Annotated in this window: 22 protein-coding genes; 7 read left to right on the forward strand and 15 right to left on the reverse strand. The window is 38.7% G+C overall.

Annotated features, from left to right (window positions below):
• Positions 1-121 precede the first annotated feature (121 nt).
• The 3 genes from M0G43_RS14215 to M0G43_RS14225 are packed head-to-tail and all read right to left on the reverse strand — an operon-like array spanning position 122 to position 4089.
• Positions 122-1393, reverse strand: coding sequence for an adenylosuccinate synthase (locus M0G43_RS14215; RefSeq protein ID WP_248027506.1), 1272 nt, complete (start codon positions 1391-1393; stop codon positions 122-124).
• 9 nt (positions 1394-1402) lie between these two features.
• On the reverse strand, positions 1403-1858 hold the full coding sequence (locus M0G43_RS14220; protein ID WP_248027508.1) for a Fur family transcriptional regulator: 456 nt from the start codon (positions 1856-1858) through the stop codon (positions 1403-1405).
• Positions 1859-1884: 26 nt separating this feature from the next.
• Positions 1885-4089, reverse strand: coding sequence for a RelA/SpoT family protein (locus M0G43_RS14225; protein ID WP_248027509.1), 2205 nt, complete (start codon positions 4087-4089; stop codon positions 1885-1887).
• Positions 4090-4134: 45 nt separating this feature from the next.
• Between M0G43_RS14225 and M0G43_RS14230 the strand changes: the two genes are divergently transcribed.
• Entirely contained in the window at positions 4135-4341 is a 207-nt protein-coding gene (locus M0G43_RS14230; protein WP_248027512.1) for a hypothetical protein, read from the forward strand.
• Here M0G43_RS14230 and M0G43_RS14235 read toward each other — a convergent pair.
• The 3 genes from M0G43_RS14235 to M0G43_RS14245 all read right to left on the reverse strand — a co-directional run bounded on the left by M0G43_RS14235 (position 4338) and on the right by M0G43_RS14245 (position 6577).
• Positions 4338-5357, reverse strand: a complete 1020-nt coding sequence (locus tag M0G43_RS14235; RefSeq protein WP_248027514.1) for an inorganic phosphate transporter — start codon at positions 5355-5357, stop codon at positions 4338-4340. The genes M0G43_RS14230 and M0G43_RS14235 overlap by 4 nt on opposite strands.
• A gap of 2 nt (positions 5358-5359) precedes the next feature.
• Entirely contained in the window at positions 5360-6091 is a 732-nt protein-coding gene (locus M0G43_RS14240) for a DUF2490 domain-containing protein (RefSeq protein ID WP_248027517.1), read from the reverse strand.
• Positions 6092-6166: 75 nt separating this feature from the next.
• Positions 6167-6577: an RrF2 family transcriptional regulator gene (locus M0G43_RS14245; protein WP_248027519.1), complete on the reverse strand. Its 411-nt coding sequence runs from the start codon at positions 6575-6577 to the stop codon at positions 6167-6169.
• A gap of 265 nt (positions 6578-6842) precedes the next feature.
• Between M0G43_RS14245 and M0G43_RS14250 the strand changes: the two genes are divergently transcribed.
• From M0G43_RS14250 to M0G43_RS14260, 3 genes are all read left to right on the forward strand, one after another.
• Positions 6843-8102: a putative DNA modification/repair radical SAM protein gene (locus M0G43_RS14250; RefSeq protein ID WP_248027710.1), complete on the forward strand. Its 1260-nt coding sequence runs from the start codon at positions 6843-6845 to the stop codon at positions 8100-8102.
• Positions 8102-8881, forward strand: coding sequence for a TIGR03915 family putative DNA repair protein (locus M0G43_RS14255; protein ID WP_248027521.1), 780 nt, complete (start codon positions 8102-8104; stop codon positions 8879-8881). Before M0G43_RS14250 ends, M0G43_RS14255 begins: the two co-directional genes overlap by 1 nt.
• Positions 8882-9017: 136 nt before the next feature.
• Complete coding sequence (locus M0G43_RS14260) at positions 9018-9965, forward strand: lipid A deacylase LpxR family protein (protein ID WP_248027523.1); 948 nt, start codon at positions 9018-9020, stop codon at positions 9963-9965.
• A gap of 22 nt (positions 9966-9987) precedes the next feature.
• Here the strand turns inward: M0G43_RS14260 and M0G43_RS14265 are convergent, their stop codons facing one another.
• The 3 genes from M0G43_RS14265 to M0G43_RS14275 are packed head-to-tail and all read right to left on the reverse strand — an operon-like array spanning position 9988 to position 12631.
• The gene (locus tag M0G43_RS14265) at positions 9988-10545 is read right to left on the reverse strand and encodes a DUF5034 domain-containing protein (protein ID WP_248027525.1); all 558 of its coding nucleotides are present in this window, start codon (positions 10543-10545) and stop codon (positions 9988-9990) included.
• 52 nt (positions 10546-10597) lie between these two features.
• Positions 10598-11830 carry a M48 family metallopeptidase gene (locus M0G43_RS14270; protein ID WP_248027527.1) on the reverse strand — a complete coding sequence of 411 codons (1233 nt, stop codon included), beginning with the start codon at positions 11828-11830 and terminating at the stop codon, positions 10598-10600.
• Positions 11831-11839: 9 nt separating this feature from the next.
• Positions 11840-12631: a TrmH family RNA methyltransferase gene (locus tag M0G43_RS14275; protein ID WP_248027529.1), complete on the reverse strand. Its 792-nt coding sequence runs from the start codon at positions 12629-12631 to the stop codon at positions 11840-11842.
• A 166-nt stretch (positions 12632-12797) separates the two neighbouring features.
• On the opposite strand from M0G43_RS14275, the gene M0G43_RS14280 reads away from it, so the two are divergent.
• The gene (locus M0G43_RS14280; RefSeq protein WP_248027531.1) at positions 12798-15104 is read left to right on the forward strand and encodes a T9SS type A sorting domain-containing protein; all 2307 of its coding nucleotides are present in this window, start codon (positions 12798-12800) and stop codon (positions 15102-15104) included.
• Positions 15105-15209: 105 nt separating this feature from the next.
• The gene (locus M0G43_RS14285) at positions 15210-16016 is read left to right on the forward strand and encodes a DUF6503 family protein (RefSeq protein WP_248027533.1); all 807 of its coding nucleotides are present in this window, start codon (positions 15210-15212) and stop codon (positions 16014-16016) included.
• A gap of 40 nt (positions 16017-16056) precedes the next feature.
• Here the strand turns inward: M0G43_RS14285 and M0G43_RS14290 are convergent, their stop codons facing one another.
• The 3 genes from M0G43_RS14290 to M0G43_RS14300 all read right to left on the reverse strand — a co-directional run bounded on the left by M0G43_RS14290 (position 16057) and on the right by M0G43_RS14300 (position 21510).
• Positions 16057-17373, reverse strand: coding sequence for an amidohydrolase family protein (locus M0G43_RS14290; RefSeq protein WP_248027535.1), 1317 nt, complete (start codon positions 17371-17373; stop codon positions 16057-16059).
• Positions 17363-20359, reverse strand: coding sequence for an amidohydrolase family protein (locus M0G43_RS14295; protein WP_248027537.1), 2997 nt, complete (start codon positions 20357-20359; stop codon positions 17363-17365). Before M0G43_RS14295 ends, M0G43_RS14290 begins: the two co-directional genes overlap by 11 nt.
• 83 nt (positions 20360-20442) lie before the next feature.
• Positions 20443-21510, reverse strand: coding sequence for a DUF3810 domain-containing protein (locus tag M0G43_RS14300; protein WP_248027539.1), 1068 nt, complete (start codon positions 21508-21510; stop codon positions 20443-20445).
• Between the two features lie 71 nt (positions 21511-21581).
• Between M0G43_RS14300 and M0G43_RS14305 the strand changes: the two genes are divergently transcribed.
• Positions 21582-23042, forward strand: coding sequence for an aminoacyl-histidine dipeptidase (locus M0G43_RS14305; RefSeq protein WP_248027541.1), 1461 nt, complete (start codon positions 21582-21584; stop codon positions 23040-23042).
• 48 nt (positions 23043-23090) lie between these two features.
• On the opposite strand, the gene M0G43_RS14310 is transcribed toward M0G43_RS14305, so the two are convergent.
• Genes M0G43_RS14310 through M0G43_RS14320 form a run of 3 tightly spaced genes read right to left on the reverse strand, consistent with a single transcriptional unit; the run spans position 23091 to position 25815 of the window.
• Positions 23091-24242, reverse strand: coding sequence for a peptidylprolyl isomerase (locus M0G43_RS14310; protein WP_317231461.1), 1152 nt, complete (start codon positions 24240-24242; stop codon positions 23091-23093).
• Between the two features lie 14 nt (positions 24243-24256).
• Positions 24257-24802 (reverse strand): gliding motility-associated peptidyl-prolyl isomerase GldI, encoded by a 546-nt coding sequence (gene gldI, locus M0G43_RS14315; RefSeq protein WP_248027545.1) that lies wholly within the window; start codon positions 24800-24802, stop codon positions 24257-24259.
• Positions 24799-25815 (reverse strand): DHH family phosphoesterase, encoded by a 1017-nt coding sequence (locus M0G43_RS14320; protein ID WP_248027547.1) that lies wholly within the window; start codon positions 25813-25815, stop codon positions 24799-24801. Before M0G43_RS14320 ends, gldI begins: the two co-directional genes overlap by 4 nt.
• Positions 25816-25882: the final 67 nt, after the last annotated feature.

The raw sequence follows: 25882 nt of genomic DNA on the forward strand, positions 1-25882 counted from the left end.
CTCAAACCAAACACAAGAAGTAAAACGAACCGAAATGCTTTCAAAATGTTGTTAATTTGTTTCAAAAATAACTTTAATTATTCTGTGGTATTGTTAGTTAACAAAAGTTTTAACAATCGTGTTATCTAACGATCGTCTGTTTTCTGTCTGGACCAACAGATACAATGGTTATTGGCAACTCCAGTTCTTTTTCTAGGAATTGGATATACTCCAACAAGGCCTGTGGCATTTGCGAAGCTTCAGTCATTTCAGTCAAATCGGCATTCCAGCCTTTCATTTCGGTATAAATAGGAGTGACGTTTTCCTCATCAATATTAAATGGGAAATGATGGATGGTTTCGCCTTTGTATTTATAAGCTGTACAAACTTTAAGTGTCTTAAAACCTGATAGTACGTCACCTTTCATCATAATCAATTGCGTTACGCCATTAACTTGACAAGCATATTTAAGCGCCACTAAATCTAGCCAACCACAACGACGTGCACGACCTGTAGTTGCGCCAAATTCATTTCCAACACGTCCCATCGTTGCGCCATCTTCATCAAATAATTCTGTTGGGAAAGGTCCTGACCCAACACGTGTGGTGTAGGCTTTAAAAATTCCGAATACTTCTCCTATTTTATTGGGAGCAATGCCTAAACCTGTACAGGCTCCAGCAGCCGTAGTGTTAGACGAGGTTACAAACGGATAGGTTCCAAAGTCAATATCCAATAAAGAACCTTGCGCACCTTCGGCAAGTATTGATTTTCCATCTTTTTGAGCTTGGTGCAAATATTCTTCAGAATCAATGAATTTTAATGATTGCAAGGTTTCAATAGCCTCAAAGAAATCAGTTTCCAATTCTTTCAAATCATATTGAATATCCACATTGTAGAAAGCTATCATTGCCTCGTGCTTATCTGCCAAGACCCTGTATTTTTCCTTCCAATCCGATAATTCAATGTCACCAACTCTGATACCGTTTCTACCGGTTTTGTCCATATACGTTGGACCAATACCTTTTAACGTAGACCCAATTTTTGCCTTACCTTTTGAAGCTTCACTCGCAGCATCCAGTAAGCGATGTGTAGGTAAAATAATATGTGCCTTACGCGAAATGTAGAGGGAGGTTTTATAGTCAACATTCTGTTCAGCTAATTTGTCTAATTCTTTTTTGAAAATGACAGGGTCGATAACCACGCCGTTACCCACAAGGTTTATTTTGTCTTCGTGAAAAATCCCGGATGGAATGGTATGAAGAACGTGTTTTTTGCCATTGAAAACCAAAGTGTGTCCTGCATTTGGTCCACCTTGAAATCGAGCAATAATGTTGTATTTGGAGGTTAATACATCGACAATTTTTCCTTTGCCTTCATCTCCCCATTGTAGTCCTAGTAGTAAATCTACTGCCATTTTATGAAATTAGTTTGTTGGTTTGTTTTTGGTTCCGTAAAAATACAGAGAATGATTGCTGATTGAGATATCAAAAACTTCTTCAATCGTTTTTTTTATGGTTTGGATTCTCGGGTCGCAAAACTCAATCACCTCACCAGTATCGGTCAAAATAACGTGGTCGTGCTGTTTGTCAAAATAAGATTTTTCATAATGCGCCTGATTCTGACCAAATTGATGCTTTCTAACCAAAGCACATTCTAAAAGAAGTTCTATCGTATTATATAGTGTAGCACGGCTTACACGATAGTTTTTGTTTTTCATTTTGATATAAAGCGATTCAATATCAAAATGCTCATCGCTATCATAAATTTCTTGAAGGATAGCGTAACGCTCTGGAGTTTTTCTGTGACCTTTTTCTTCAAGATATGCCGTAAAGACGTTCTTTACGATTTCTTGATTAGTATGTTCTGTTTTTACACTCATAATTTGACGCTGCAAATTTACGCTTTTTAAACTCTTGTTACCTTATCAATTCCGTTAATTTTTTTAAGGTTGTCCATTAGCTTTTTAAGCATCGTACTATTTTTGACTACCACGTTTATTTTTCCAGTGAAAATGCCGTCGTCACTTTCAAAGCTGATACTCTTCATATTAACGTGCATATGCGAAGAAATAACATTGGTAATATGATTTACCAATCCTAGATTGTCAATACCAGACAAAGTAATTTGCGCTGTGAATTCCTGTTGAGATGAATCAATCCATTTGGCTTGCATAATGCGGTATGCATAGTTGGATTGCAGACTCAACGCATTCGGACAATTTTTCTTATGGACTTTAATGCCTTCGTTTATGGTCAAAAAGCCAAATACTTCATCACCTGGAATAGGGTTACAGCACGTTGAAAGCTTGTAATCAAGTTTTTCTTCCTCTTTTCCAAATACAAGCATATCATACTTGGCTGTGATTTCATCCTTGTCGATATCTGGTGCAACGGTAGGTTTGCGAATTTTGCTTTTGATGTAGCTCATAAACGCATTGCTTCTGGAATTTGCGAAATCCTTCAGCATACTATTGTCTATAGTACCAACACCAACTCTGTAAAACAAATCGAGACTGGTTTTCAGCTTGAAATAAACCACCATATCATTCACAGACTTCTCATCGAGGGTGATTTTGAGCTGTTTTAGCTTTCTGCGGAGTATTTCTTTGCCTTCTTCAGCAACTTCTTTTTTCTCGTCTTTTAATGAAGATTTGATTTTGCTGCGAGCCCTTGCGGTAGTTGCATAATCTAACCAGTTTGGGTTCGGTCTTATGTTTTCAGAAGTTAAGATTTCAACTTGGTCTCCACTTTGCAACTCGTGGCTTAAAGGCACAAGCTTTCCATTGACCTTTGCACCTCTAGTTTTCATACCTACTTCGGTATGGATGCTAAAAGCAAAATCGAGCGGAGTAGCACCTTTGGGCAGTTTCTTTAAATCTCCTTTTGGTGAAAAGATAAAGATTTCTTTGGAATAAAGGTTGAGTTTGAACTGCTCCACAAAATCCACCGCATTGGTCTCATTACTTTCCAAGGCTTCCTGTAACTTGTCAATCCAAGTGTCCAAAGCGTCTTCGGCATTGCCTTGTTTGTATTTGTAGTGCGCTGCATAGCCTTTTTCGGCAATTTCATTCATACGTTCACTACGAATCTGCACTTCAACCCAACGGCCTTTGGGTCCCATAACAGTGATGTGGAGTGCTTCATAACCGGTTGATTTAGGCGATGAAATCCAATCACGGAGACGGATAGGGTTTGGGATAAAATGGTCAGTTACGATGGAATAAATTTTCCAGGCGAGGAATTTCTCGTTGGCTAAATCGGATTTATAGATGATTCTGACGGCAAACTTATCATACACTTCATCAAACGAAACACCTTGCTTCAACATCTTTCTTCTGATGGAATAAATGGATTTTGGTCTTCCTTTAATATCGTAGCTTAAGCCTTCATTATTTAAAGAATCGACAATAACTTTGGAAAACGCCTTGATGTAGGCATCTTGCTCTTCTTTACTTTCCTTAATCTTATTGTGAATGTCATTATAAACATCAGGCTCGGTGTACTTAAGGCCGAGGTCTTCAAGTTCGGTTTTGATATTATATAAACCAATTCGATGTGCTAAAGGTGCGTAGATGTATAATGTTTCCGAAGCAATCTTTACCTGCTTGTCAGCACGCATCGAATCCATCGTTTGCATATTGTGCAGACGGTCGGCAATTTTGATAATAATGACACGCACGTCGTCATTTAAAGTCAACAACATTTTCCTGAAATTCTCCGCTTGCGTAGAAACATCCGCTTCTTTACTCAAAGAAGATATTTTGGTCAAACCATCAACAATACGAGCCACGGTTTTTCCGAAGAGTCGTTCGATGTCCTCAAGAGAATAATCCGGACAATCTTCCACCACATCGTGGAGGAGGGCAGCGGCAATACTGGTAGCGTCCAATCCAATTTCTGAAGCGACAATCGTTGCCACAGCGATGGGATGGAATATGTAGGCCTCGCCCGATTTTCGGCGTTGGTCTTTGTGTGCATCTACGGCAACATCAAAAGCGCTTCTAATGAGTTTTTTATCGTCGTCGGTAAGGGTTTGATAGCTTACTTTGAGGAGCTTTTTGTATGCTTTGGCGATGTCTGCATTCTCTTTTTCTAACTCTACATCTGTCATAAATTAAATGTAAGATAAAGAAATGTAATTGGCAATAGTTTTTTGTTGGAAAATATAATAGCCTCCCTCATCCCCACCAAAGGAGGGGAGAAGACCTTTTACTTTAAAAGAAGTGTAGGTTTTGGCAACGACATTGCCTTTTCTATCAGCGACATAGCGTTTTCTATCAGCGACAGAGGCCATTTGATGAACGACCAAGCCTTTCCCATCAGTGCAGAAGCCTATTTCTTCACTACATCATATTATGTTTAAACACAAAGACTAATAAGGATGTAGGTAAGAATGAAGGAGAACACAGGTGCAATGGCCCAGACTACAAAGAAGCGTTTTACGGTTTTGTTGGAGAATGTGTTCTTAAATCCTTTTTTGCTGATGCTCAAGGCGATGAATCCAGCGGCATTCAATTGTACCAATGAGGTTGGGATGCCTTTTACTACGGATGCAAAAATCAAGAGACTGGCTACGATGAATGCAATGATGGTGGCATTTAATGGATTCACTTCTACAATATCATCACCATTGGGTTTTGTGACTTTGTGCCCGAACAGCGAGCTTCCAATGGCAAAGCAAGGTGCGACAATCAATACTGATAAGATTATAATCGGCAGAAAATTTTCGGTGGAGGTGTACCCAAGTTCATTGGCTGTCAACGAAGCGATAGGTGCTGCGGCATTGGCAACGTTATTGGCTCCGATAGAAAACGCCACGTAGAGCGACGATAGTATCAGAAGGACTTTAAAACCTTTGTGATGCGTGATATTTTCTGAATTGCTTTTGAAAAATTGACGTTTAACGGCTGGCAGTATCCATTTTGAAAGGATGAAAACGATGATGAACGAGATGCAGGGCAGAATGACCCACGTAGGAATGATGTCTATAAATAAGGTGCGTTTGTTGAGGCTGTCCAACGCCGTTGCTGCGCCCGCAATTGCCAATACGGTGGACTGACTGGTGGATTGTGGCACACCCAAAAGAATGGCAAACAAGATGGAAAGCCCGATGGACAATAATATGAGCGATGTCGTCAACGGTGTAAAAAAAGCGCTGTCCAAAAGATTGTCGCCCAGTGTCAGGGAGACTTCCTTGCCAGCCAATAAAGCACCTAACACGACCATAATTCCGAAAAGTCCGGGAATGAGTGATTTTTTGATGACACGTGCGCCATACGCCGCGGAGAATGCTGGGGCTGTACCGCTGCCACCCATTACCATTGCCAAAAACATTGCCAACAAAAACGGAATTGTCAAAAGGTTAAAAATTGAGGACATAGTTATTTGGATTTTTTAGACACATCAATGGTGTGATGCACGGTTACTCTTACGATGTTGCGGTTATAAAAATCAACGCCAGAAGGTCGCTGCTGAAACCAATTGATGTAACCCAACTCCAATCCGAAGTTTTTGATGGGCATATATTGAATGCTTGCGCCATAACGATTTTGGTCGAAGGTGTTATTGACAATGTTTTCGCCCAGATTGATAAAAATTTCATCAAATGCCCTGAAGGTTAGGCTCGCACTGTGTTTATATTGCAATTCGAGCCTATAACGCAGTCGCATATTTCCGTATTCATAATCTTGTCCTTCTTCTTTAAAATAGCGCAACTCATTCCAATAGCGATGGTTCATTGACAGTTTTTCAGACAGCGAATGCGTATAGGTGAGCTCAAATTCAGAGCGCAATTCCGGTTGGGTATAATTGACGTTAACCTCTGGGTCTTGAGGCAGCGACTGACGGAAATAGGCAAAACCAGCTCCAACGCCGAAGCCATTTTTAAAATTATATCTACCCATGGTGCGTGTTACAAATTGATGCTGGCGCCACGGAAACCAGTAGGTGCGCTCTTCAATTTCTTGGGACACCGACCAACTGTCGTTGATTTTCAATTTTAGGGCATAGCGTGTCCAGAGAAGATTTTGATGGTCTACATTTTTTTGTGCGTTCGAGATTGTGGTGCCAAGAAGCACCATCATTATGATCATTATTCGTATTTGAACATTCATAACCACCAATTCTCAACCAAATATAGTAAAACATACTATTCATACCAATTAAGTATGATATAAAAATAAAAAAAATCACATACGCGCTAAATCCGTGATTGATTTTTCAAGAGTAGGGAGCATATCCGTACGCAATTCCGCAAAAAGTTTTCGGATCTGGCAGGTTTCTTCGTCTATACATTCATTGCATTTTTCGTAGAAATTTTCAGAAACGCAGGGAATTAGCGCGATTGGGCCATCGACAATACGCACCACATCAGCCACTGTTATGTCGGCTGGTTCCATCAAGAATTTATAGCCGCCTTCCGCACCACGTTCGCTTGTGAGCAGTTTATTTTGGCGCAGTTCCCTCAAAATATTTTCCAAGAATTTATAGGGAATGCGTTCTTGCTCCGCAATAATTTTAGCCGAAATAGGCGTTGCTTCACGGTTTTGGTGAAGAAAAATCAATGTTTTGATGGCGTATTTGGCTCGTTTGGAAAGCATTTTGATATGTTAGAAAACGAAGGTCGTCATTTTTTTTGAAGCACCAAATTTAGTTCATAGTATCGAGTTCAATTTCGTTAAAAGTTTATTCTAATTCGTTCAAAAAAAGCTTACAAATTCTGTAATTTAGTGACGGTTATTGAGACCAAAATCTGCTGTTGCCCCAAACACATTTCTTCTAACCAATCATCAGGGTGTATCAGATAATTAATTAATTGAATTTCAATAGGATTGATGCCTTTTGAAGAAAGGCTCGTGTGTATATATGTCGTTTGAACGGATAAAAGAAAAATTGGAAATACTGGCCGATGCAGCCAAATACGATGTCTCTTGCGCATCGAGCGGCAGTACGCGTAAGAATACCACGAAAGGGCTTGGGAATTCCACGGGAATGGGCATCTGTCATTCGTATACCGAAGATGGGCGTTGTGTGTCGCTGTTGAAAATCCTGCTCACCAATTATTGCATTTTTGATTGTGCCTATTGCGTGACCCGAAAGAGCAACGACATCAAGCGTGCGGCGTTTCAAGTGCAGGAAGTAGTGGATTTGACCATCAATTTTTACCGTCGGAATTATATAGAAGGTCTGTTTTTGAGTTCGGGTATTTTCAAAAGTCCCGATTATACGATGGAGCGTCTGGTGGCAGTTGCCAAAAAATTACGTCTCGAAGAAAATTTTCACGGGTATATCCACTTAAAATCTATTCCAGGTTGTTCGGATGAATTGATGCGCGAGGCTGGGCTATATGCCGACCGTTTGAGTGTGAATATTGAAATCCCGACGGAAACCGGTTTGAAGTTGTTGGCTCCCGATAAAAAACGGGAAGACTTCATCAAGCCGATGACCAAGGTGAAGAATGAAATCATTCAATATAAATCCGAAAAAAAACTCATCAAAAGTACGCCGAAGTACGCGCCAGCTGGGCAAAGTTCGCAGATGATTATCGGTGCCAGTGGCGAGAGCGACCAGCAGATTATGTGGACGGCGAATTACCTGTATGATAAATTTGATTTAAGGCGTGTGTACTATTCCGGTTATATCCCTATCAGTTATGATGACCGCCTGCCGCATATCGGGACCGCTGTGCCGATGCTGCGTGAAAACCGCTTGTATCAAACCGATTGGTTGATGCGGTTTTATGGGTTTAAAGTGAATGAGATTGTGAATAATGAGCATCCGAATTTGGATTTGGACGTCGACCCGAAATTGGGCTGGGCTCTTCGAAACCTGCAATTATTTCCTGTGGATGTTAATACTGCCGATAAACTGATGTTGGCGCGTGTACCAGGTTTGGGAATGAAATCTGTACATAAAATTTTGCACGCTAGGCGTTACAGACGTCTGAATTGGGAACATTTGAAACGATTGGGAGTCGCTTTGAATCGCGCGAAATACTTCTTGGTTTGTGAATCCCGTGATTTTGAACGTCGTGATTTGAGTGCCATTCAGTTGAAGTCATTGATCCTCCAAAACAGCACCTCAAAATATCAGCCCTTGTTGAGTCCGCAATTAAGTTTGTTTTGATGTTGGAAGTAAACGCATTACAGATATTGAGCTATGATGGCACCTTTGAAGGGTTTTTGACCTGCGTTTTCCATGTGTATGAACGGCGATTGACGCATGTGGACATTCAGCCAAGTCACGTGGCGATCGATAGTTTGTTTGATGCGCGAGAGGAGATTATCACCGATTTTGAGAAATCAAAACGCGTTTGGACTGGATTGAAATCGAAGACTTCCAGTAATGGTAGATTGCGACTGATGTATGCTTTTTTGAGTGAGCAAGCAGGGATTGAAAGGCACCTTTTGGAGTTTATTCGCTATGTGTTTGACAGCAAAAGCATTGTGGATGATGACTATTCGCACGAGGCTGTGTTGAAAGTGACACAGGTTGCCAAAAGTGTGGGACGCGAGAAGCATCGGATGGAAGCCTTTGTGCGTTTTCGGTTGACGAAGGACGACTTGTATTTTGCCACCATTGAACCCGATTTTAATGTGCTGCCCTTGATTCAAAAGCATTTTAAAAGTAGATATGCCGACCAAAAGTGGTTGATTTATGACCTCAAACGTAAGTATGGTATTCACTACGATTTGAAGAATGTAGAGATGGTGACGATGGAATTGCCTGCTGATTTTGACCCAGTAAATACGTCTGAAGATTTCTTTGCGGAAGAAGAATTGAAGTTTCAGTTGTTGTGGCAGAATTACTTCAAGAGTACCAATATCGAATCGCGCAAGAATATGAAGCTGCACGTGCGGCACGTTCCAAAGCGGTATTGGAAGTATTTGAGTGAGAAACGTTGACAATTAATAATTAAAAATTAACGATTAATAATTATCGATTGGTGATATATCACTCATTACTAATTGTTCATCACTCATTATTCATTGTTAATTGAGAATATAAATCCTTGGGCGGTTTATTATCGTAGGTTTCTGTATGAAGTATGGACTGTTTTTCTTTTTGTTTTTCCCTTCTATTTTATTTGCCCAAAAGATAGACCATTTGGTGTCGTATCGTGACATTTCCAGTGAGCGCTACTTTCGATTCAATTATGAGAATGATTATTTTGCGGCGACCGATGAAAACTATACACAGGGTTACAATTTTGAATTGGCGCTGCAAGTATTTGAAAAGAATCCTATCAACCATTTGTTTATCATTCCGAAGGATACTCATCGTACATATGGACTTGCGATAGAACATATTGGTTATACGCCCAATCATTACGAGCGACCCAACATACAATTTGGTGACCGTCCGTTTGCGGCTGCCATTATGTTGAAAAGTTTTGTGGTTTCGACCGACACGATTAAAAATTCGCAATGGATTGGTGCGTTGAGTTTGGGGATTATTGGTCCGGGTGCTTTTGGTGAAGAAATGCAGGTGGGCATTCACAACGCCACTGGAAATAAAGAGCCCCTTGGTTGGCGCCATCAAATCAAAAACGATGTGGTGTTCAATTATCAATTGGGTTACGAGAAGCAACTGTTACGATGGGATGATTGGTTTTCCTTGCAGGCACAAACTCGGATGCAGTTGGGTACTTTGTTTACCAATGCCTCTATCGGTTTTAATACCACCTTGGGGTGGGTTGACTCTCCTTTCTCAAAAGGAACCAGAAGATTTCAACTTTACTTTTATGCGAATCCTATGGCAAACGTGGTAGGTTATGATGGCACATTGCAAGGAGGATTGTTCAATAAAAGCAGTCCTTATACCATCGCTTCAAGAGATATTGAACGATTGACTGCCCAACTCGATTATGGACTCATCCTTAAAACCCGTACGCTTTACTTTGAGTTTTCGAGGAGTTTGATTACAAGAGAAATCAGTACTTTGGGTTCGGCTGGTTGGGGCGGTGTTAAGTTTGGATTTACCTTTTAAAATTTAAAAAGAATAAAATTAATTATTCCCAAGTTATTTCTTCGGAGAATCCGTTTACAATTTCTCCATTAACTTTTTCGAAACGTACTTCGAAGCGGTGTGTCATATCAATTTGAGGGCGGGATTCCATCACATAAGAGGTTCCAGTTAAGTAAGCTGGGTCTAATAGATTAATAAAATCATAATCAGTTGGTGTTAAAGTTCCATTATACTCATATAATCCGTACGCTTTGAATATGTCACTTAAATCTGTACCTGCTGGATGTTCAGAATCAAAATCTGAATCACTAAATACGGATACATTAACAATTGGATATTTGAGTCCATCCCTTCCTTTTTCACAAACTGTAGTCGCATTTGCAATGTAATTTAAATTCGAAAATGAATTGACAGAGGTAGTGTAATATAAATCTTCAATTGATACGTAAAGATTTAAAAACTCACCTTCAGAAACAATATTAAAATCAGGTAGAAGTGAAATTTCTGAAAAATCAACATAATTCTCATCGGGACAACCGCATGATATTAAGAATCCCTGAATATTAAACACTAGCACAATAAACAAAATTATTTTTTTCATTCAATGTTTTATTGTCAGATGATAAAACAGTTTAAGGGTTGCGTCAATAATTTTATTTTTTCAAATTACGAACCCGTTGCAACAAGGTTGGATGTGAATAATGTACCCACACATAAGCAGGATGTGGTGTGAGGTTGCTTAAGCTGTTTTTAGATAATTTTTTTAATGATGTGATTAGCGGTTGGGCAGCATAAGTGCCTTTAGCATAATCATCTGCTTGGTATTCAAATTTTCTTGAGAAATGATTCATAATGAAACCCGTCACTTCCGAAATAGGCGAGTAGAGGAGTCCAAAGGCAATCAATCCGACGTGAAAACTTGGGATGTCGACGCCAAGCGCTTGCGACAATAAGGGATTTGAAATGAAAATCGATAGAATGTAAAGTGTCAATCCTGTGAGTAGGATCGAGGCAATCAAGTTAAAGATGATGTGCTTCTTTTTGTAATGACCCGCTTCGTGCGCCAAAACTGCTACAATTTCCTCTTCGTCCAAATCATTTACCAGAGTGTCATAGAGGGTTACGCGCTTTTCAATTCCAAACCCAGAAAAATAGGCATTCGCTTTTGTGCTTCTTTTAGAGCCATCAATCACAAAAATCTTGTCCAATTGAAATCCCACCGACTGTGCATACTCCGAAATTTTATCTCTTAAACTGCCCTCTTCGAGAGGTTTTTGCTTGTTGAAAATTGGCACAATCAATTTGGCATAAAACATATTCATAAACACTGTGAAGACGGTTACCAATCCCCAAGCGTAGAGCCAAAACTGGTTTCCAGTAAGGTTATAGAACCAGATAATCAATGCCAAAATGCCGCCACCTACAATGGCCATCATCAGCAAGCCTTTCAATTTGTCGAGCCAAAAGGTTTTTTTGGTGGTTTTGTTAAATCCGAAGCGTTCCTCAATGACAAAGGTTTTGTAATAAGAAAAGGGTGTCGAAATGATATCGCTTCCGAGCATAATAATTCCAAAGAATATCAAAGCAATCACAATGGAATTGTCGCTAAAACTTCGAGCGATATTGTCCACAAACTCAAAGCCGTCAAATATTAAAAACCCAAGCGTCAAGGCAATTGAAAATGTTGAGGTCAATAATCCGAATTTGTAATTTGTTGCTTTATAGGCCTGTGATTTTTTGTATTCATCTTCATCATAAACATCCTGCAATTCACCAGGAATTGGGTCATTGTAACGTTTCGCATTAAGAGCATCTAGGATTTTGTCCACTACGAAATTTAGGATGATTATTGCGATTATGATATAAAAAAGGACAGTTGAATTCATCTTTAATTATTAGTTGATTCGTCTTTGGCGAACGGCTTCAAAAATAAGAATTCCCGCAGCGACTGACACATTCATACTATCAATTTCACCTTGCATTGGGATGATGATGTTTTGGGTGGAATGTTTTAGCCATTCGTCGCTTAAACCTGTAGCTTCCGTTCCCACAACGATAGCCGACGGTTTGTTGTAATCTTGCGTGTGGTATTCCTGTGATGCCTGTAAGGCTGCACAATAGATGTTGATGTTGTTTTTCTTTAAAAATGAGATGATTTCGGAGGTGGAGCCCGTTGCAATTTGATTGGTAAATACACAGCCCACGCTGCTTCGGATGATGTTTGGATTGTACAAATCTGTTTTTGGGTTGGCAATGATGACCGCATCGACGTTGGCAGCATCCGCAGTGCGCAACAAGGCGCCAATGTTGCCAGGTTTTTCGGGTGCTTCTGCCACCAAAATCAACGGATTTTTATATTTGAAAGAGATGTCCTCTAACTGATGTGATTTGCTTTGAGCCACCGCTAGAATCCCTTCAGTGGTATCGCGATGTGCCAGTTTTTGATATACCTCTTTGGAGATTTGAATGACTTCATCAGCATTCAAATTCTCAAGTTGTGATGCAGAAAATAATTCAGGAAAATATAAGATGGTCTCAATGTTGTAACCACCTTTAAGTGCCAATTGCAACTCTCGATGTCCTTCAATCAAGAAGCGTCCTGATTTCTTTCTGTCTCGGGATTTTTCCTTTAGTTGAAACAATTCCTTAATGAAGGCGTTTTGAACACTCGTAATTTCCTTATTCACTTATTTGTTCTATTTTGTGGGCTTAAAAGTACTGTTTTGTCATATAACCATCAATTTGTTTTGTAAAATCAACTATTGATGGTAGGAAATTCCTTAACAAAACTGTTACCTTACTAAAGGGTTTGCTTAAAATTAAACCCAATCACACATTCAAAATATCAATCAAATGAAACAAAAACTACTTTCTACATTTTTATTCATCTTTTTAATTACTATCACTACCTATTCACAAGTAGCCAATCAGCCATCACCACTGGAAGTTTGTGACAATTTTGGTGCGAACGATGGCATTGCAATGTTCGATTTGACCTTTGTTGAGCAGGAAGTTTTTGGTGCTCAAAATCCAAGTGATTTTACCATTACCTACCACATTTCCCAGACAAACGCTGAAGCTAACGTCAATGCGATTTCAAATCCGAATTCTTATATGAATGTTTCGAATCCGCAGATAATTTATATAAGGCTTACTGAAAACAGCTCTGGTAATTATGATACCACTACCTTGTCTCTGCGTGTGTTACCTTTGCCAAATATAAACCAACCCTCACTTTTTGTGGTTTGCGATGAGAATAATGATGGCACGGAAATAGTAGATTTTACGCAAATGATTCCAGAACTACTCAATGGTCAAAATCCTGATGATTTTTTAGTTCAATTTTTCTTAAATGGAATAATTATTTCAGACCCATCAAATTTTTTGATCACTCCAAATACTACAACTTTTGATGTCGCTGTAACCGCTTTATCTGGATGTGGTACAGTGCAAACTTCTTTTGATTTGATATTTGAGCCCTTGCCAGCTGCAACACAGCCAACTCCTTTGGTAGCTTGTGATGTTAATGGTGATGGTTTTGCAGAGTTCAATCTATTTGACAAGGATAGTGAAATTTTGGGAGGTTTAGACCCTGTAACTTTTATGGTCGTTTATCACGAAACCCAAATGGATGCTGAAACTGGGACCAATGCGCTTGCGACCCCTTATATTAATGTCACAAATCCGCAAACGGTGTATGCTAGAGTAGAGAATGTGCAGACGGGTTGCTACACGATTGTCGAGTTAGTATTGCAGGCTATAGACTGTTCAGATTTTGGACAAATAGTAGTAGATGCCTATTATGATGAAAACGAAAACTCTGATTTTGATACAGACGAAATCAATTTTACGAATGGGTATTTTACCTATGAAATCAATAATGACGGACTTGTGTATACGGTTGCCTCTTCGAGTGGTCATTTAGTACTGTTTAGTGAGAATGAAACAGACAGTTATGATATCACCTTTAATCTTTATGGTGATGAGCAAAATTGTTATTCACTGCCAGTAACTTCATTTGAAAATATTACCGTAAGTGCTGGAAACTCTGTCGCGGTTGAGTTTCCCGCGGTGGCTGTTGAGAATTGTGAAGATTTAGCAGTGTTTCTTTTGAATCCATCAGCGCTTCCAAGACTAGGCTTTAACTTTGAAAATCGAATAGTTCTAAAAAATCTTGGAAATACAACTATTGCCGCTGGAACAGTTGAGTTTACATTAGATGCTGCCTTGGTGTTTAATTCGATCGTTGAAATCAATTCAAATTATGTGGTCAATACGACAACCAACGGATTTACAGTCGATTTCAATGATTTGGAGCCAGGAGATGTTGAAACCATACGAGTATCCTTAAACTGCCCAAATACGGTAAGTTTGGGAACATTAGTTACAAATACAGCCACTTATACAACCACACAAAATGATAACGTGGCGTCTAACAATACCTCTACGTTGTCACAAACTGTCATCGGCAGTTACGATCCAAATGACATCAATGAATCGCACGGCCCAGAGATTGTTTATGATGATTTTGTGGCATCTGATGGATACCTTTATTACACCATTAGATTTCAGAATATCGGAACAGCCGAAGCCATTAATGTAAGAATAGAAGATGCGCTGGATACTCAACTGGATGAATCTACTTTTAAAATGCTACAATCAAGCCACGACTATGTGGTGACGAGAACCAATCATCAATTGGTATGGCAATTTGATGACATCAACTTGCCGAGCGAAAGTATGGACGCGGAAGGCAGCAATGGTTTTGTCTATTTCAAAATCAAGCCTCAATCTGGTTACGCCGTTGGAGATATCATCCCGAATTTTGCCGATATTTATTTTGATTTCAATCCGCCTATTACTACGAATACGTTTACTACGGAATTTGTCGAAACACTTTCTGTGGATGAGCAATTACTTTCGTCATTTTCAATCTATCCAAACCCTGCAAACGACATCGTCAACATCAAATTGAACAATGCCACCAATGGCAATTTTAAGGTTGAGGTTTTTGATGTTCAGGGAAAGAGAATTTTGTCGCAAACAACAACAGATGCTGTTCAAATGAACTTAAATGTTTCAGAATTTGAAAGTGGGTTGTATTTCATCAAAATAGCTAATCAATCTCGTGAATCCGTTCACAAACTTATTATTAATTAATATCACCACAACGATCATAACAAAAAGGCTTCACTAAATGTGAAGCTTTTTTTATGTAATTTTATGAAGTATCATACGACAACCGAATAAACCAAAAACGTTATTATGAAAAAACTCTTTTATCTCGTTTGCACTTTAACGCTTATTGTTTCTTGCAAGGACAAGACCTCTACTAACACTACTAATGATAAAGAAACCGTCAAAGATTCTGCCGTAGAGGTTGAAAAGCCAAAATATCCAGAAAATCTGGTCAAGGTATTTGATGCACACGGCGGCTTGGATACTTGGAAAACGATGCGGACCTTGGAATTTTCAATGCAAAAACCTGATGGTTATGAAATCACAACCACCGATTTAAAAGAGCGTTATTCTTTGGTAGAAATGCCAAAACACACCATTGGTTTCGATGGTGAATCTGTATGGATGAAAAGCACCAAAGGTGCCAAATATGAAGGCAATCCAGCGTTTTATTATAATTTAATGTTTTATTTCTACGCTATGCCATTTGTATTGGCTGATGCTGGCATCAACTATTCGGAAGCCGAAGCGTTGACAGTGGAAGGTAAAACCTATCCAGGCATCAAGATTGCTTATAATGCCGGAGTAGGCGCTTCATCTGATGATGAGTATGTGTTATATTATGACAAAGATACTTATCATATGACTTGGTTAGCGTATACCGTTACTTTTGGGAAGAACGAAAAAAGCAACGACTGGAATTTTATCAAATATGCAGAATGGCAGGAAGTGGATAATTTGTTGCTCCCTAAAAGCATCACATGGTACAATGTGGACAACAACCAACCTACAACGGTTAAAAATGAAGTAGAATTTTCCAACATCAGTTTGTCCACAGATAAGATGGATTTGAGGATGTATATGATGCCGGAAGGTGCAGAAGAAATTTTATAGTCAAAACAAAAAAAAGGCGAACCGCATGGTTCGCCTTTTTTTATGGCTGTTTTTGTGATTTATACTTCTCATCATAACGATGCCAAAGTTCTGTTTGGTGTGTTTCTAGGCTTATGGAACGCCCATCAATAAACGCGTGGGTCAATTGATTGGTTCTCATATCCAGCGCGTCACCTTCGCTGATAAACAGCGTAGCACTCTTTCCAACTTCCAGAGTTCCGTAGTCTTTATCGATTCCAAGGATTTTAGCAGTGTTTGATGTTATCAATTTCAGTGCTTCTTCTTTTTTCAAACCGTGAGCGACTGTCGTTCCTGCATAAAAAGGAAGGTTACGAGCATTCATACGTTCCATATCTCCACTGTTTTCAAGCGCGACCAACACTCCATCATCTACGAGCATCTTTGCAGCTTTATAAGGTTGGTCATAATCATCATCTTCACTACTTGGTCTTGAATGCACTCTTTGCAACAGCACTGCAACATTGTTTTGTTTCAATAAACCAGCAACTTTATAGGCTTCAGAACCACCAACGATGACCATTGATTTCACATTGTTATCTTTCGCAAATTGCACAGCATCAGTAATGCCTTTTTCGTCATCGACGTGAATAAATAGTTTTTTACTTCCGTCAAAAAGCCCTTTAGTTGCTTGGTATGGTAAATGTGTTTGCTTTTTGTCACCACTTTCATAAGCTTTCGACTCATTAAAAAACGAGGTTACTTGTGCTACTTGTTCGCTGTACTTGTCATTCAACTTTAAACCCGGGTCTTCTCCAAGCCACCAGCGACCACGAGTAAAACTGCTTGGCCAATTCATATGGATACCATCATCTACCTTTACGGCTGCATCTTCCCAGTTCCAGGCATCAAACTGAACAACGGAAGAAGTTCCTGAAATACGGCCTCCTCGAGGTGTGATTTGTCCCATCAACACACCGTTAGGTCTCATAGATTCGACAACTTTGGATTCTGCATTGTAGGCAATAAGGCTTCTTACGTGTGGAATCATTCCACCGATTTCAGCATCGTCATCTGTAGCTCTCACAGCATCGATTTCAACCAATCCTAAAGTGGAGTTTGGGATGATAAATCCTGGATAGACGTGTTTTCCATCCGCATAAATAATGTCGACATCACTGCCAATTTTTATTTTTATTTCATCAGCATTGACAAGCGTAGTGATTTTGCCATCCGCAAAAAGAATGGTGCTATTTTGAATAATTTCACCATTGCCAAGATGTGCCGTTGCGCCAACGATGGCAACTGTTTTGGATTGTTTAGGAGCAGGTGTCTGCTGTGCGAAACCTAGTGTAACGCACAGTAATACTATAAGTGTAAATGTGATTTTAGTGTTCATGTCTTTCGTGTTGGTTGTCTTCAGTGTCACAGTGCATTAATTCTTTTTCTTTCTTTTTGATAGGTTGTGTTTTTAAACCTTCGTTTTTGGCTTTCAACATATCGTTGATAAGGTCGCTTTTTTCAATTTTAATAGCATTTTGCATTTGTTCATCACGCTTCAAATCAAAGTAAGTGGCACCTTCAATAATTGTTTTTTCAGCTTTTGCATAAATAGACAACGGATGGTCGGTCCAAAGTACGATATCTGCATCTTTTCCAACTTTGATACTTCCCACTCGGTCATCAATGTGCAAAAGTTTCGCAGGATTTAAGGTTACAAACTTCATCGCATCCTCTTCACTTACGCCACCATATTTGATGGTTTTTGCAGCTTCCTGATTCAAACGTCTTGACATTTCTGCATCGTCACTATTGATGGCTACGGTTACGCCAGCATTGTGCATAATGGCTGCGTTGTAAGGAATGGCATCATTCACTTCATATTTGTAAGCCCACCAATCGCTAAACGTGGAACCGCCTACACCGTGTTCAGCCATTTTATCGGCCACTTTATAACCTTCTAAAATATGTGTAAACGTGTTGATGTTGAAGTTGAATTGTTCAGCAACCTTCATCAACATATTGATTTCACTTTGAACGTAAGAGTGGCAGCTGATAAAACGTTCCTTATTCAAAATTTCGGCAAGCGTCTCCATTTCGATGTCCTTGCGATATGGTTTTCCGCTTTTTTTCAGAGCATCGTATTCTTTCGCTCGCGTGAAATAATCTACATATACTTGCTCAACACCCATTCTGGTCTGTGGAAAACGATTGGTTTCGGTATCGCCCCAATTGCTCTGCTTTACATTTTCACCCAACGCAAATTTGATAAACTTCGGAGTGTTTTTGTAAATCATATTGCTGCCAGATTCTCCCCATTTCAGTTTGATGATGGCCGAGCGTCCACCAATAGGGTTAGCCGAGCCGTGTAATATTTGGATGGATGTGACACCACCGGCAAGGTTTCTATAAATATCGATATCACTTTCGTCAATTACATCTTCAATGCTCACTTCTGCAGATGAATTTTGCCCTGCTTCATTAATGGAAGAAGCCGCAATATGAGAGTGTTCATCAATTACTCCAGCTGTGATATGTTTACCGGTAGCATCGATGGTCTTTGCACTTCCGTCAGAAAGGTTTTTACCGATTTGGGCTATTTTTCCGTTTTTGATTAGGATGTCGGTATTTTCTAAAATTCCGTCTTTTTCGTTGGTCCAAACAGTAGCGTTCTTAAATAGAAGTGTTTCAGGTTTTGGAAGTTCTTTAAAACCAAATGCTTTATTCGGATAGGTTACAGCAGAAACTTTTTCGGGTTTGGTTTCGCTATCCTTGCCTTCTTCCGATTTTTTATCTGTTGGTTCAGATGATTTATAGTTAGCAAAGAATGATGTTTCCATACCATCTGGAAGAATGGCTTTTCCGTTGAGGTTTTTGCTGTTATCCACACTCGCCACAACTCTGATGAATTCCTGTTTTGTGGAATCTTGTGTTGTGAAAGAAAGATTTATCCAATCATCTGTATATGAAAGTTTCGAGCCACGGGTTTTTTCGTTTGAAGTGACTTCAGATTTTAATTTACTTAATTCGCCTTTCACAGTCATTTCATAAGTTTCACCACCAATTGAAAAATCATAAGTTCCTCTAATGTCCTTTTTGTTCATATCCTCAAGGACATTTTTGGAACCTTGCACCCAGTTTTCGTAAACAATTGTTTTCTCATCAAAAATGTCTCCAGAAACAATCAAGAAATTGGCCTGGCTACCATTTGTCAATGAGCCGATCATATCTGATTTTCCAAGAATTTTAGCAGGATTTATGGTTAATGCTTCCAATGCTTTTTCTTTTGACAATCCAAATTTGATGGCTCTCATTAAATTGGATTTGAAGTCTTTAGGCGATTTTAAATCGTGCGTCGTCAAAGCAAAAGTGATGTTATTGTCTGCCAAAACTTTTGGATTGGTAGGTTTTTGGTTCCAACCTCTTAAGTCATCTAATGAAAGGCTTTCAGCCAAAAAGGCGTTTTCGACATCATAGGCATCAGGGAAATTGATGGGAATAATCATCGAGGCGTTCATTGCTTTGATATCATTTATGCGCTCATATTCGTCGCCACCTCCCAAAATCACATATTGCACATTGAACAAATCACCCACTTTATCAGCTCTTAAATCGTTTAATCGACTGCCAGCTTCAAAAATCTGAACCAAATTTTTATTGTTATTCAAAGCTTCAAGTGATAAATCTTTCGTTTTGACATTGCCTTTGGCATACCAATCAGCGTCATAATAAATTTGGCGCAGTAACGCCATACTTCCCATTACTGAAGTAGGATAGGATTGATTTGAGGTATTGCTTTTACTGAATGACAAATACTGACCCGATTTTGCAGTCAATATTCTGGTGTCGTTGCCGCCATCATTGTTAAGTGCAACCAAAGCACCAGCTCCTCTCACGATGCCATCTTGAATATGTGTGTTTACCACACCAAAACCAGCTTTGATAAGTTCGTCTGCTTTTTTTGTGTCATAGCTGAACTTTTCAATGGCATTTTTTTCTGGCATCACGTGGTCGTTCCAGTAGTATCCACTTCGCGTTGGTTCGTATTGTCCACTTCTGCCACCTCCTTGGCGTTTTGGTTTTTCCACACCGAAATCAGAAAAAATATCAATAAATGAAGGATAGATACTTTTGCCCGAGACGTCAATAACCGTAGTGTTTTTAGGAATGCTTACAGAAGTTCCAGCAGCAACAACTTTACCGTCTTTAATAAGTAAAGTTCCATTTTCGATAACCTGTGTGGGTGTTACATAAATTTTCGCCTTGGTAAAGGCAGTGTAGTTAGTGTTTTTTGCAATGACACCATCATTTTTGGGAAAATAATCCTGTGCGAAAAGTGTCAAACTGCATAAAACCGTCAGAATAGTTAAACAGTGTTTGATCATTAGTATTGGATAGTTGAAAAATTAGAGTTCTAAAGATAAAAATTAACTTTAGAGTTGAAAGTATAAAACGTGGTTTTTAACTTTTAAAGAGGATTGCGCTCGTAGTAGTTGACCAACAATGCCACAACATAATTATAACTTTCGATGCCTCCTATTTGATTGTTCGCTTTTAAGAAATTATTATAGGTGCCCTTAAAAAATACTTCAGAAGGATTTTCATACGATTGCCAAAATTGCCGCATTTCTTCGTAATTTTTTAAAATACCAATATTTATTAATTTAAATAGTTCTTTATGTTTTTCTGGATCGCGTAGATATAAATCGTTCAAACAATGCGAGAGTGCAAAAGTATATCCTGAATATTGGAAGTAGATATCAGGATGATGCATTGCAGCCATAGAGCCGATAAAATTGGCCTCATTTTCCGCAGCATAGCCCAATTGGTGGGCCACCTCGTGACTACAAGTGGTTGGATATTTGTATTTAGGAATCAATCCATCGATTTGTGCTTCGTTGGTAAACGGATTTAGATAGCCACTAAATCCCATATAAGTTAATGGTAGACTATAAATGGAACGTTTCAAACTCTTTTGTTCATATTTTAAATGAGGAAATTCTTCCGACAATTTATCATAGCCTAGGGGCGTCATTGCAATCAATTCTTTTTTAGAATAGGGCACGACCACCATCAAAGAATCATTTGAAGTGATTTGATGATGGATTGCATTCGATTTATAGATAAGTTTTCTAGTAAAATTAATCAGCTGTTCTGTGGCATAATCGTGCTCAATGGATAGCGATTTGTGCAAAGGCAATCGATAATAATTAAATGCCCAAAGTAGGTGGAATGCAAAATATCCCATTGAAAAAGCACAAAGAACATCTATTGACCAATTTTTCAGATCCTTGACCATTCTTTTTCTATTCACAATGAGCCATCTGATAATGTATATTCCAGCCAACGTATAGAGTACATCTCCAACAGAAAAGGGAATCCATCCGAATGTATAATGCATCAATTTTGCAATGAATTGATAGATGCCATTTGAATAATAGCGTTCAACGACATCGGGAAACTTTGAAAGAATCTTAATCAGCACAATCTGTAGTATCAATGATAGCGCTATGAATAATTTGAGGCGTTTTCCCATAACTCAAAAATAGAAAATTGTTTTATAAAACTTCGATGAATACTTACCTTTGTGAAACTTAAATTGAGATTATGAATTCAGAAATAAGAGAACTAGAGCCGAAGGGACTTTGGAACAAATTTGCAGATTTAAATGCTGTGCCAAGACCATCAAAAAAGGAAGAAAGAGTCATTGCTTTTATGAAAGATTTTGGAAAACAATTAGGTCTTGAAACCATTGAAGATAAGGTAGGCAATGTGATTATCAGAAAACCAGCTACCAAAGGAATGGAAGATCGAAAAGCCATTGTTATGCAGTCGCATCTTGATATGGTTCACCAAAAAAATAACGATACCAAGTTTGACTTTGATACGCAAGGTATCGAAATGTATGTGGATGGTGATTGGGTCAGAGCAAAAGGTACCACGTTGGGTGCTGATAACGGCCTAGGTGTGGCAACCATTATGGCCATTTTAGAAAGTAAAGATATACAGCATCCAGCAATAGAAGCGCTTTTCACGATTGATGAAGAAACTGGAATGACAGGAGCAATGGGTCTTGAAGGCGGAATTTTGAATGGAGATATTCTTCTGAATCTAGACACGGAAGAAGATGATGAAATAGGCGTGGGCTGTGCAGGAGGAATCGACGTGACTGCCACCAGATCTTATAAAGAAGAAGAAACGCCAGAATTTAAAATTGGCTATAAAATCACAGTCAAAGGTCTCCAAGGAGGTCATTCTGGGATGGATATCCATAAAGGTTTGGGCAATGCCAATAAATTGATGAACCGTTTGTTATTTGATGGTTTTGAGAATTTTGGACTTCGTATTTCTGAAATTGATGGTGGAAGTTTGCGAAATGCAATTCCTAGAGAAAGTAACGCCATTGTGGCCATCGATGTCATTCATAGTGACGCTTTTGAGTTGGAAATGAAAGAATTGGCCGATACTATCAAGACCGAATTAAAAACGATGGAGCCAAAACTGGTGATTGAAGTTAGTAAATCAGAAACTCCTAAACATATTATGGATTTGGGTGTTCAAGAAGGTTTGACACGTGCTATCTATGCAGCCTGCAACGGTGTTTATAGAATGAGTGCCGATATTCCTGATTTGGTGGAAACTTCAAATAACATCGCGAGGGTTTTGGTAAAAGAAGGTAACATTACTATTCTCTGTTTGACGCGCTCTTCTGTTGAAAGTTCAAAATTGGATTTGGCAAACAGTTTAAGGGCAACATTTGAACTGACTGGTTGTGAGGTGGAATTTTCTGGAGATTATCCTGGTTGGACACCCAATATGCAATCACCAATTTTAAAAGTAATGACCAAAATTTACAAAGAATTGAATAATAGTGAACCGCACGTTGCAGCTTGTCACGCAGGATTAGAATGTGGAATTCTGGGGCAAAACTATCCAAATATGGATATGATCAGTTTTGGGCCTAACATCAAAGGGGCTCATTCGCCTGATGAACGTACACAGATTTCATCCGTTCAAAAATATTGGGAATTTGTTCTAGAAATTTTAAAGAACATTCCAAAGCATTAAAAGCAAAATAAAAGCCTTTCAGATTTGAAAGGCTTTTTTGATTTGGTCCTATTGTTGTTTTCCTTGAATACCAGCAATTTCGATGTCGAAAATAAGATTGGTATTTGGTGGAATCATTCCTCTTCCAGTTTCACCATAACCTAAAAATGATGGGATGAATACTCTTGCTTTATCTCCGACCTTCATATTGAGCATTGCTTCTCTAAAGCCAGGAACTAGGCTAGCACTTTCATTATACGGCATTGTAAATGGTTGATAGGCATTTTGTTGAACCATTTGTTCATCCAATTTCCCATTTTTTTCTGCAACATCTTTCCACGTAGTCCAAAATAGTTCGCCATTTTCAAAATATCCGGCACAATCAATCAATACTCTGTCAGTTGCTGCAGGCTTTTCACCGTTGCTTTCATTTGTAAAAATCATTGACACACCAGAAGGAAGATTCAATACACGTCCATCCAATTTTTCATTTTCCTTTAAAAAAGCTGCTTGAGCTTCTTTGGCCTTTTCTTGCGCCACTTTTTTCTGATTATCCTTTATTTCTTGTTGTCTTTGAGCAATTAAAGGCAATTCTTCTTCAAATACTTTTGGAGCGTCGAATGCCTTTGCCGCTTTTCCTTTTCTGATGATATTAACTTCGGTCATCACAACATCTTCTACTGGTTTGTTTCCTGCACCAACCTTAACATTTGAGATGGAGTCTTGAATTTCTAATCCTTTGACTAATTCGCCGAACACCGCATGTCTATTATTAAGACTCGGATAAGGAACTTCTGTGATAAAAAATTGGCTGCCATTAGAGCCAGGACCTGAATTGGCCATTGATAAAATCCCTGGTCTATCGTGTTTTAGGTCAGGATGAAATTCATCAGGGAATTTAAATCCAGGATCTCCCATACCAGTAGCTGTTGGGTCTCCACCTTGAATCATAAATTGGTCCATCACACGATGAAAAGTTAAGCCATTGAAATATTTCTTTCCTTTGTACTCGTCTTTCACCATAGGATGGTTTCCTTCTGCCAATGCAACAAAATTTGCAACTGTAACAGGCGTTTTCTCGTATTCGAGTTTGGCAACCATGGTGCCTTTGTTCGTTACAAATTCAGCATATAAACCATCTGGTAAGTCGGGATATTTGTCTTGGCATGCTGCTGCGGTAAGTAATACGAACAGCGTTAAAAATTGAATTGTTCTTGTCATCAATTTCATAGTAATTAATCGTTTTGTGTTTGAGTTATAGAGTTTACGGTTACTTTGCACATTAAAGGAACATTGGTGCCTATTCTATCGGTATCACCATAATAGCCATAGGCCTTTTGTGAAGGAAACAAAAAGGTAACAGTTTCACCCGGTTTCATGAGCTTCAAACCTTCACGAAGTCCTGTGAACAATTCTTCTTTGTCCATAATATAGTTGCGAGGTTGAATGTCCTCTTCAGAATATATTGTTTGTCCGTTTAAGGTTTTGACATCGTAATCAAAATTGACTACATCACCAAAATTTGGCATAATGGTATCTTGTTCAACTCTTGTTTCATAAGTGTACCAAAAACCACTTTCTGAAGCAATGTAATCACTGTCAGAATCAGCTTTGATTACCTGTTCTATTTTTGCTTTTTCCTTATTGTTAAGTTTGATATTTCGTTCAACGGATGCGTTAATGAATGAACCTGTTTTATGAGAAACAGGCTGTCTTGCTTCGGGTGATTTACAGCTCATTGCACTGGCGAAGAGAAGTAATATGATTATAGGTCGTATCATGAATTTAAGGCATTTTTATAACGAGGCAATATACTAATAAATTTTTCAACTGTATCCTTTAAATTCAAATCGCTTTTTCCTCCAGCAGCATTGGTGTGGCCTCCACCGTCAAAATGCGCTCTTGCAAACTCATTGACCGAAAAATCGCCTTTGCTACGAAGTGATATTTTTACAATCCCTTCCTGTTTGTGTTCAATGAATATGGCCGCGAAAAGGATGTTTTCAATAGACAGACCATAATTTACAAACCCTTCTGTATCACCTTTTTTAAAGTTAAATTGATTCAATTCATCTTGGGATAAAGTGATATAAGCTGTCCTTAATTCTGGAATTACCTTCAGATTTTTTAAGGCACAGCCCAATAGTTGCAAACGCTCTGGACTGTTTGTATCATAAATGGCGTTGTGAATTTCGGCATTGTTGGCGCCTCTATCCATAAGATTGGCAATGACATGATGTGTCTTACTCGTCGTTGATGGATACCTGAACGAACCAGTATCAGTCATTATTCCTGTATAAAGACATGTTGCAATCTCTTCATCGATTGAATCATCATCACCTAACATCTCGATAAAATTATAGATCATTTCGCATGTTGATGACATGGATGTGTCAGAATACCTGTATTTAGCATAATCTTCAGGTTGTTGATGATGGTCAATCATAATTTTTATAGCAGAAGATGCTTCCAGAGGAGTTGCCATCTCATCAACCCTTTTCAAGGCATTGAAGTCTAATGTAAAGATAATTTGAGCTTGTGCAATCAGATCATTTGCCATACTTTTATCTTGTTCATACTTTAAAACAGAAGTTTCTTGAGGCATCCATTTTAGAAAGTCTGGATAATCATTGGGAGCAATGACATGTACATTGTGATTAAGTTTGGTGAGATATAGATACAATCCTAAACTAGAACCTATGGCATCACCATCTGGATTTTTATGAGGTACTATTACAATGCATTTTGGAGTGGCTAGCAGTTGTTCAATTTCTGTAATATCTTCTTTAATCATAGAAGGCGAAGATACAATTTTTTAATATTGGATAGGTTTGTTTTTGTTAATAAATGAATTACTTTTG

Source organism: Subsaxibacter sp. CAU 1640 (genome assembly GCF_023156585.1).
Lineage (GTDB): Bacteria > Bacteroidota > Bacteroidia > Flavobacteriales > Flavobacteriaceae > JBPOFM01.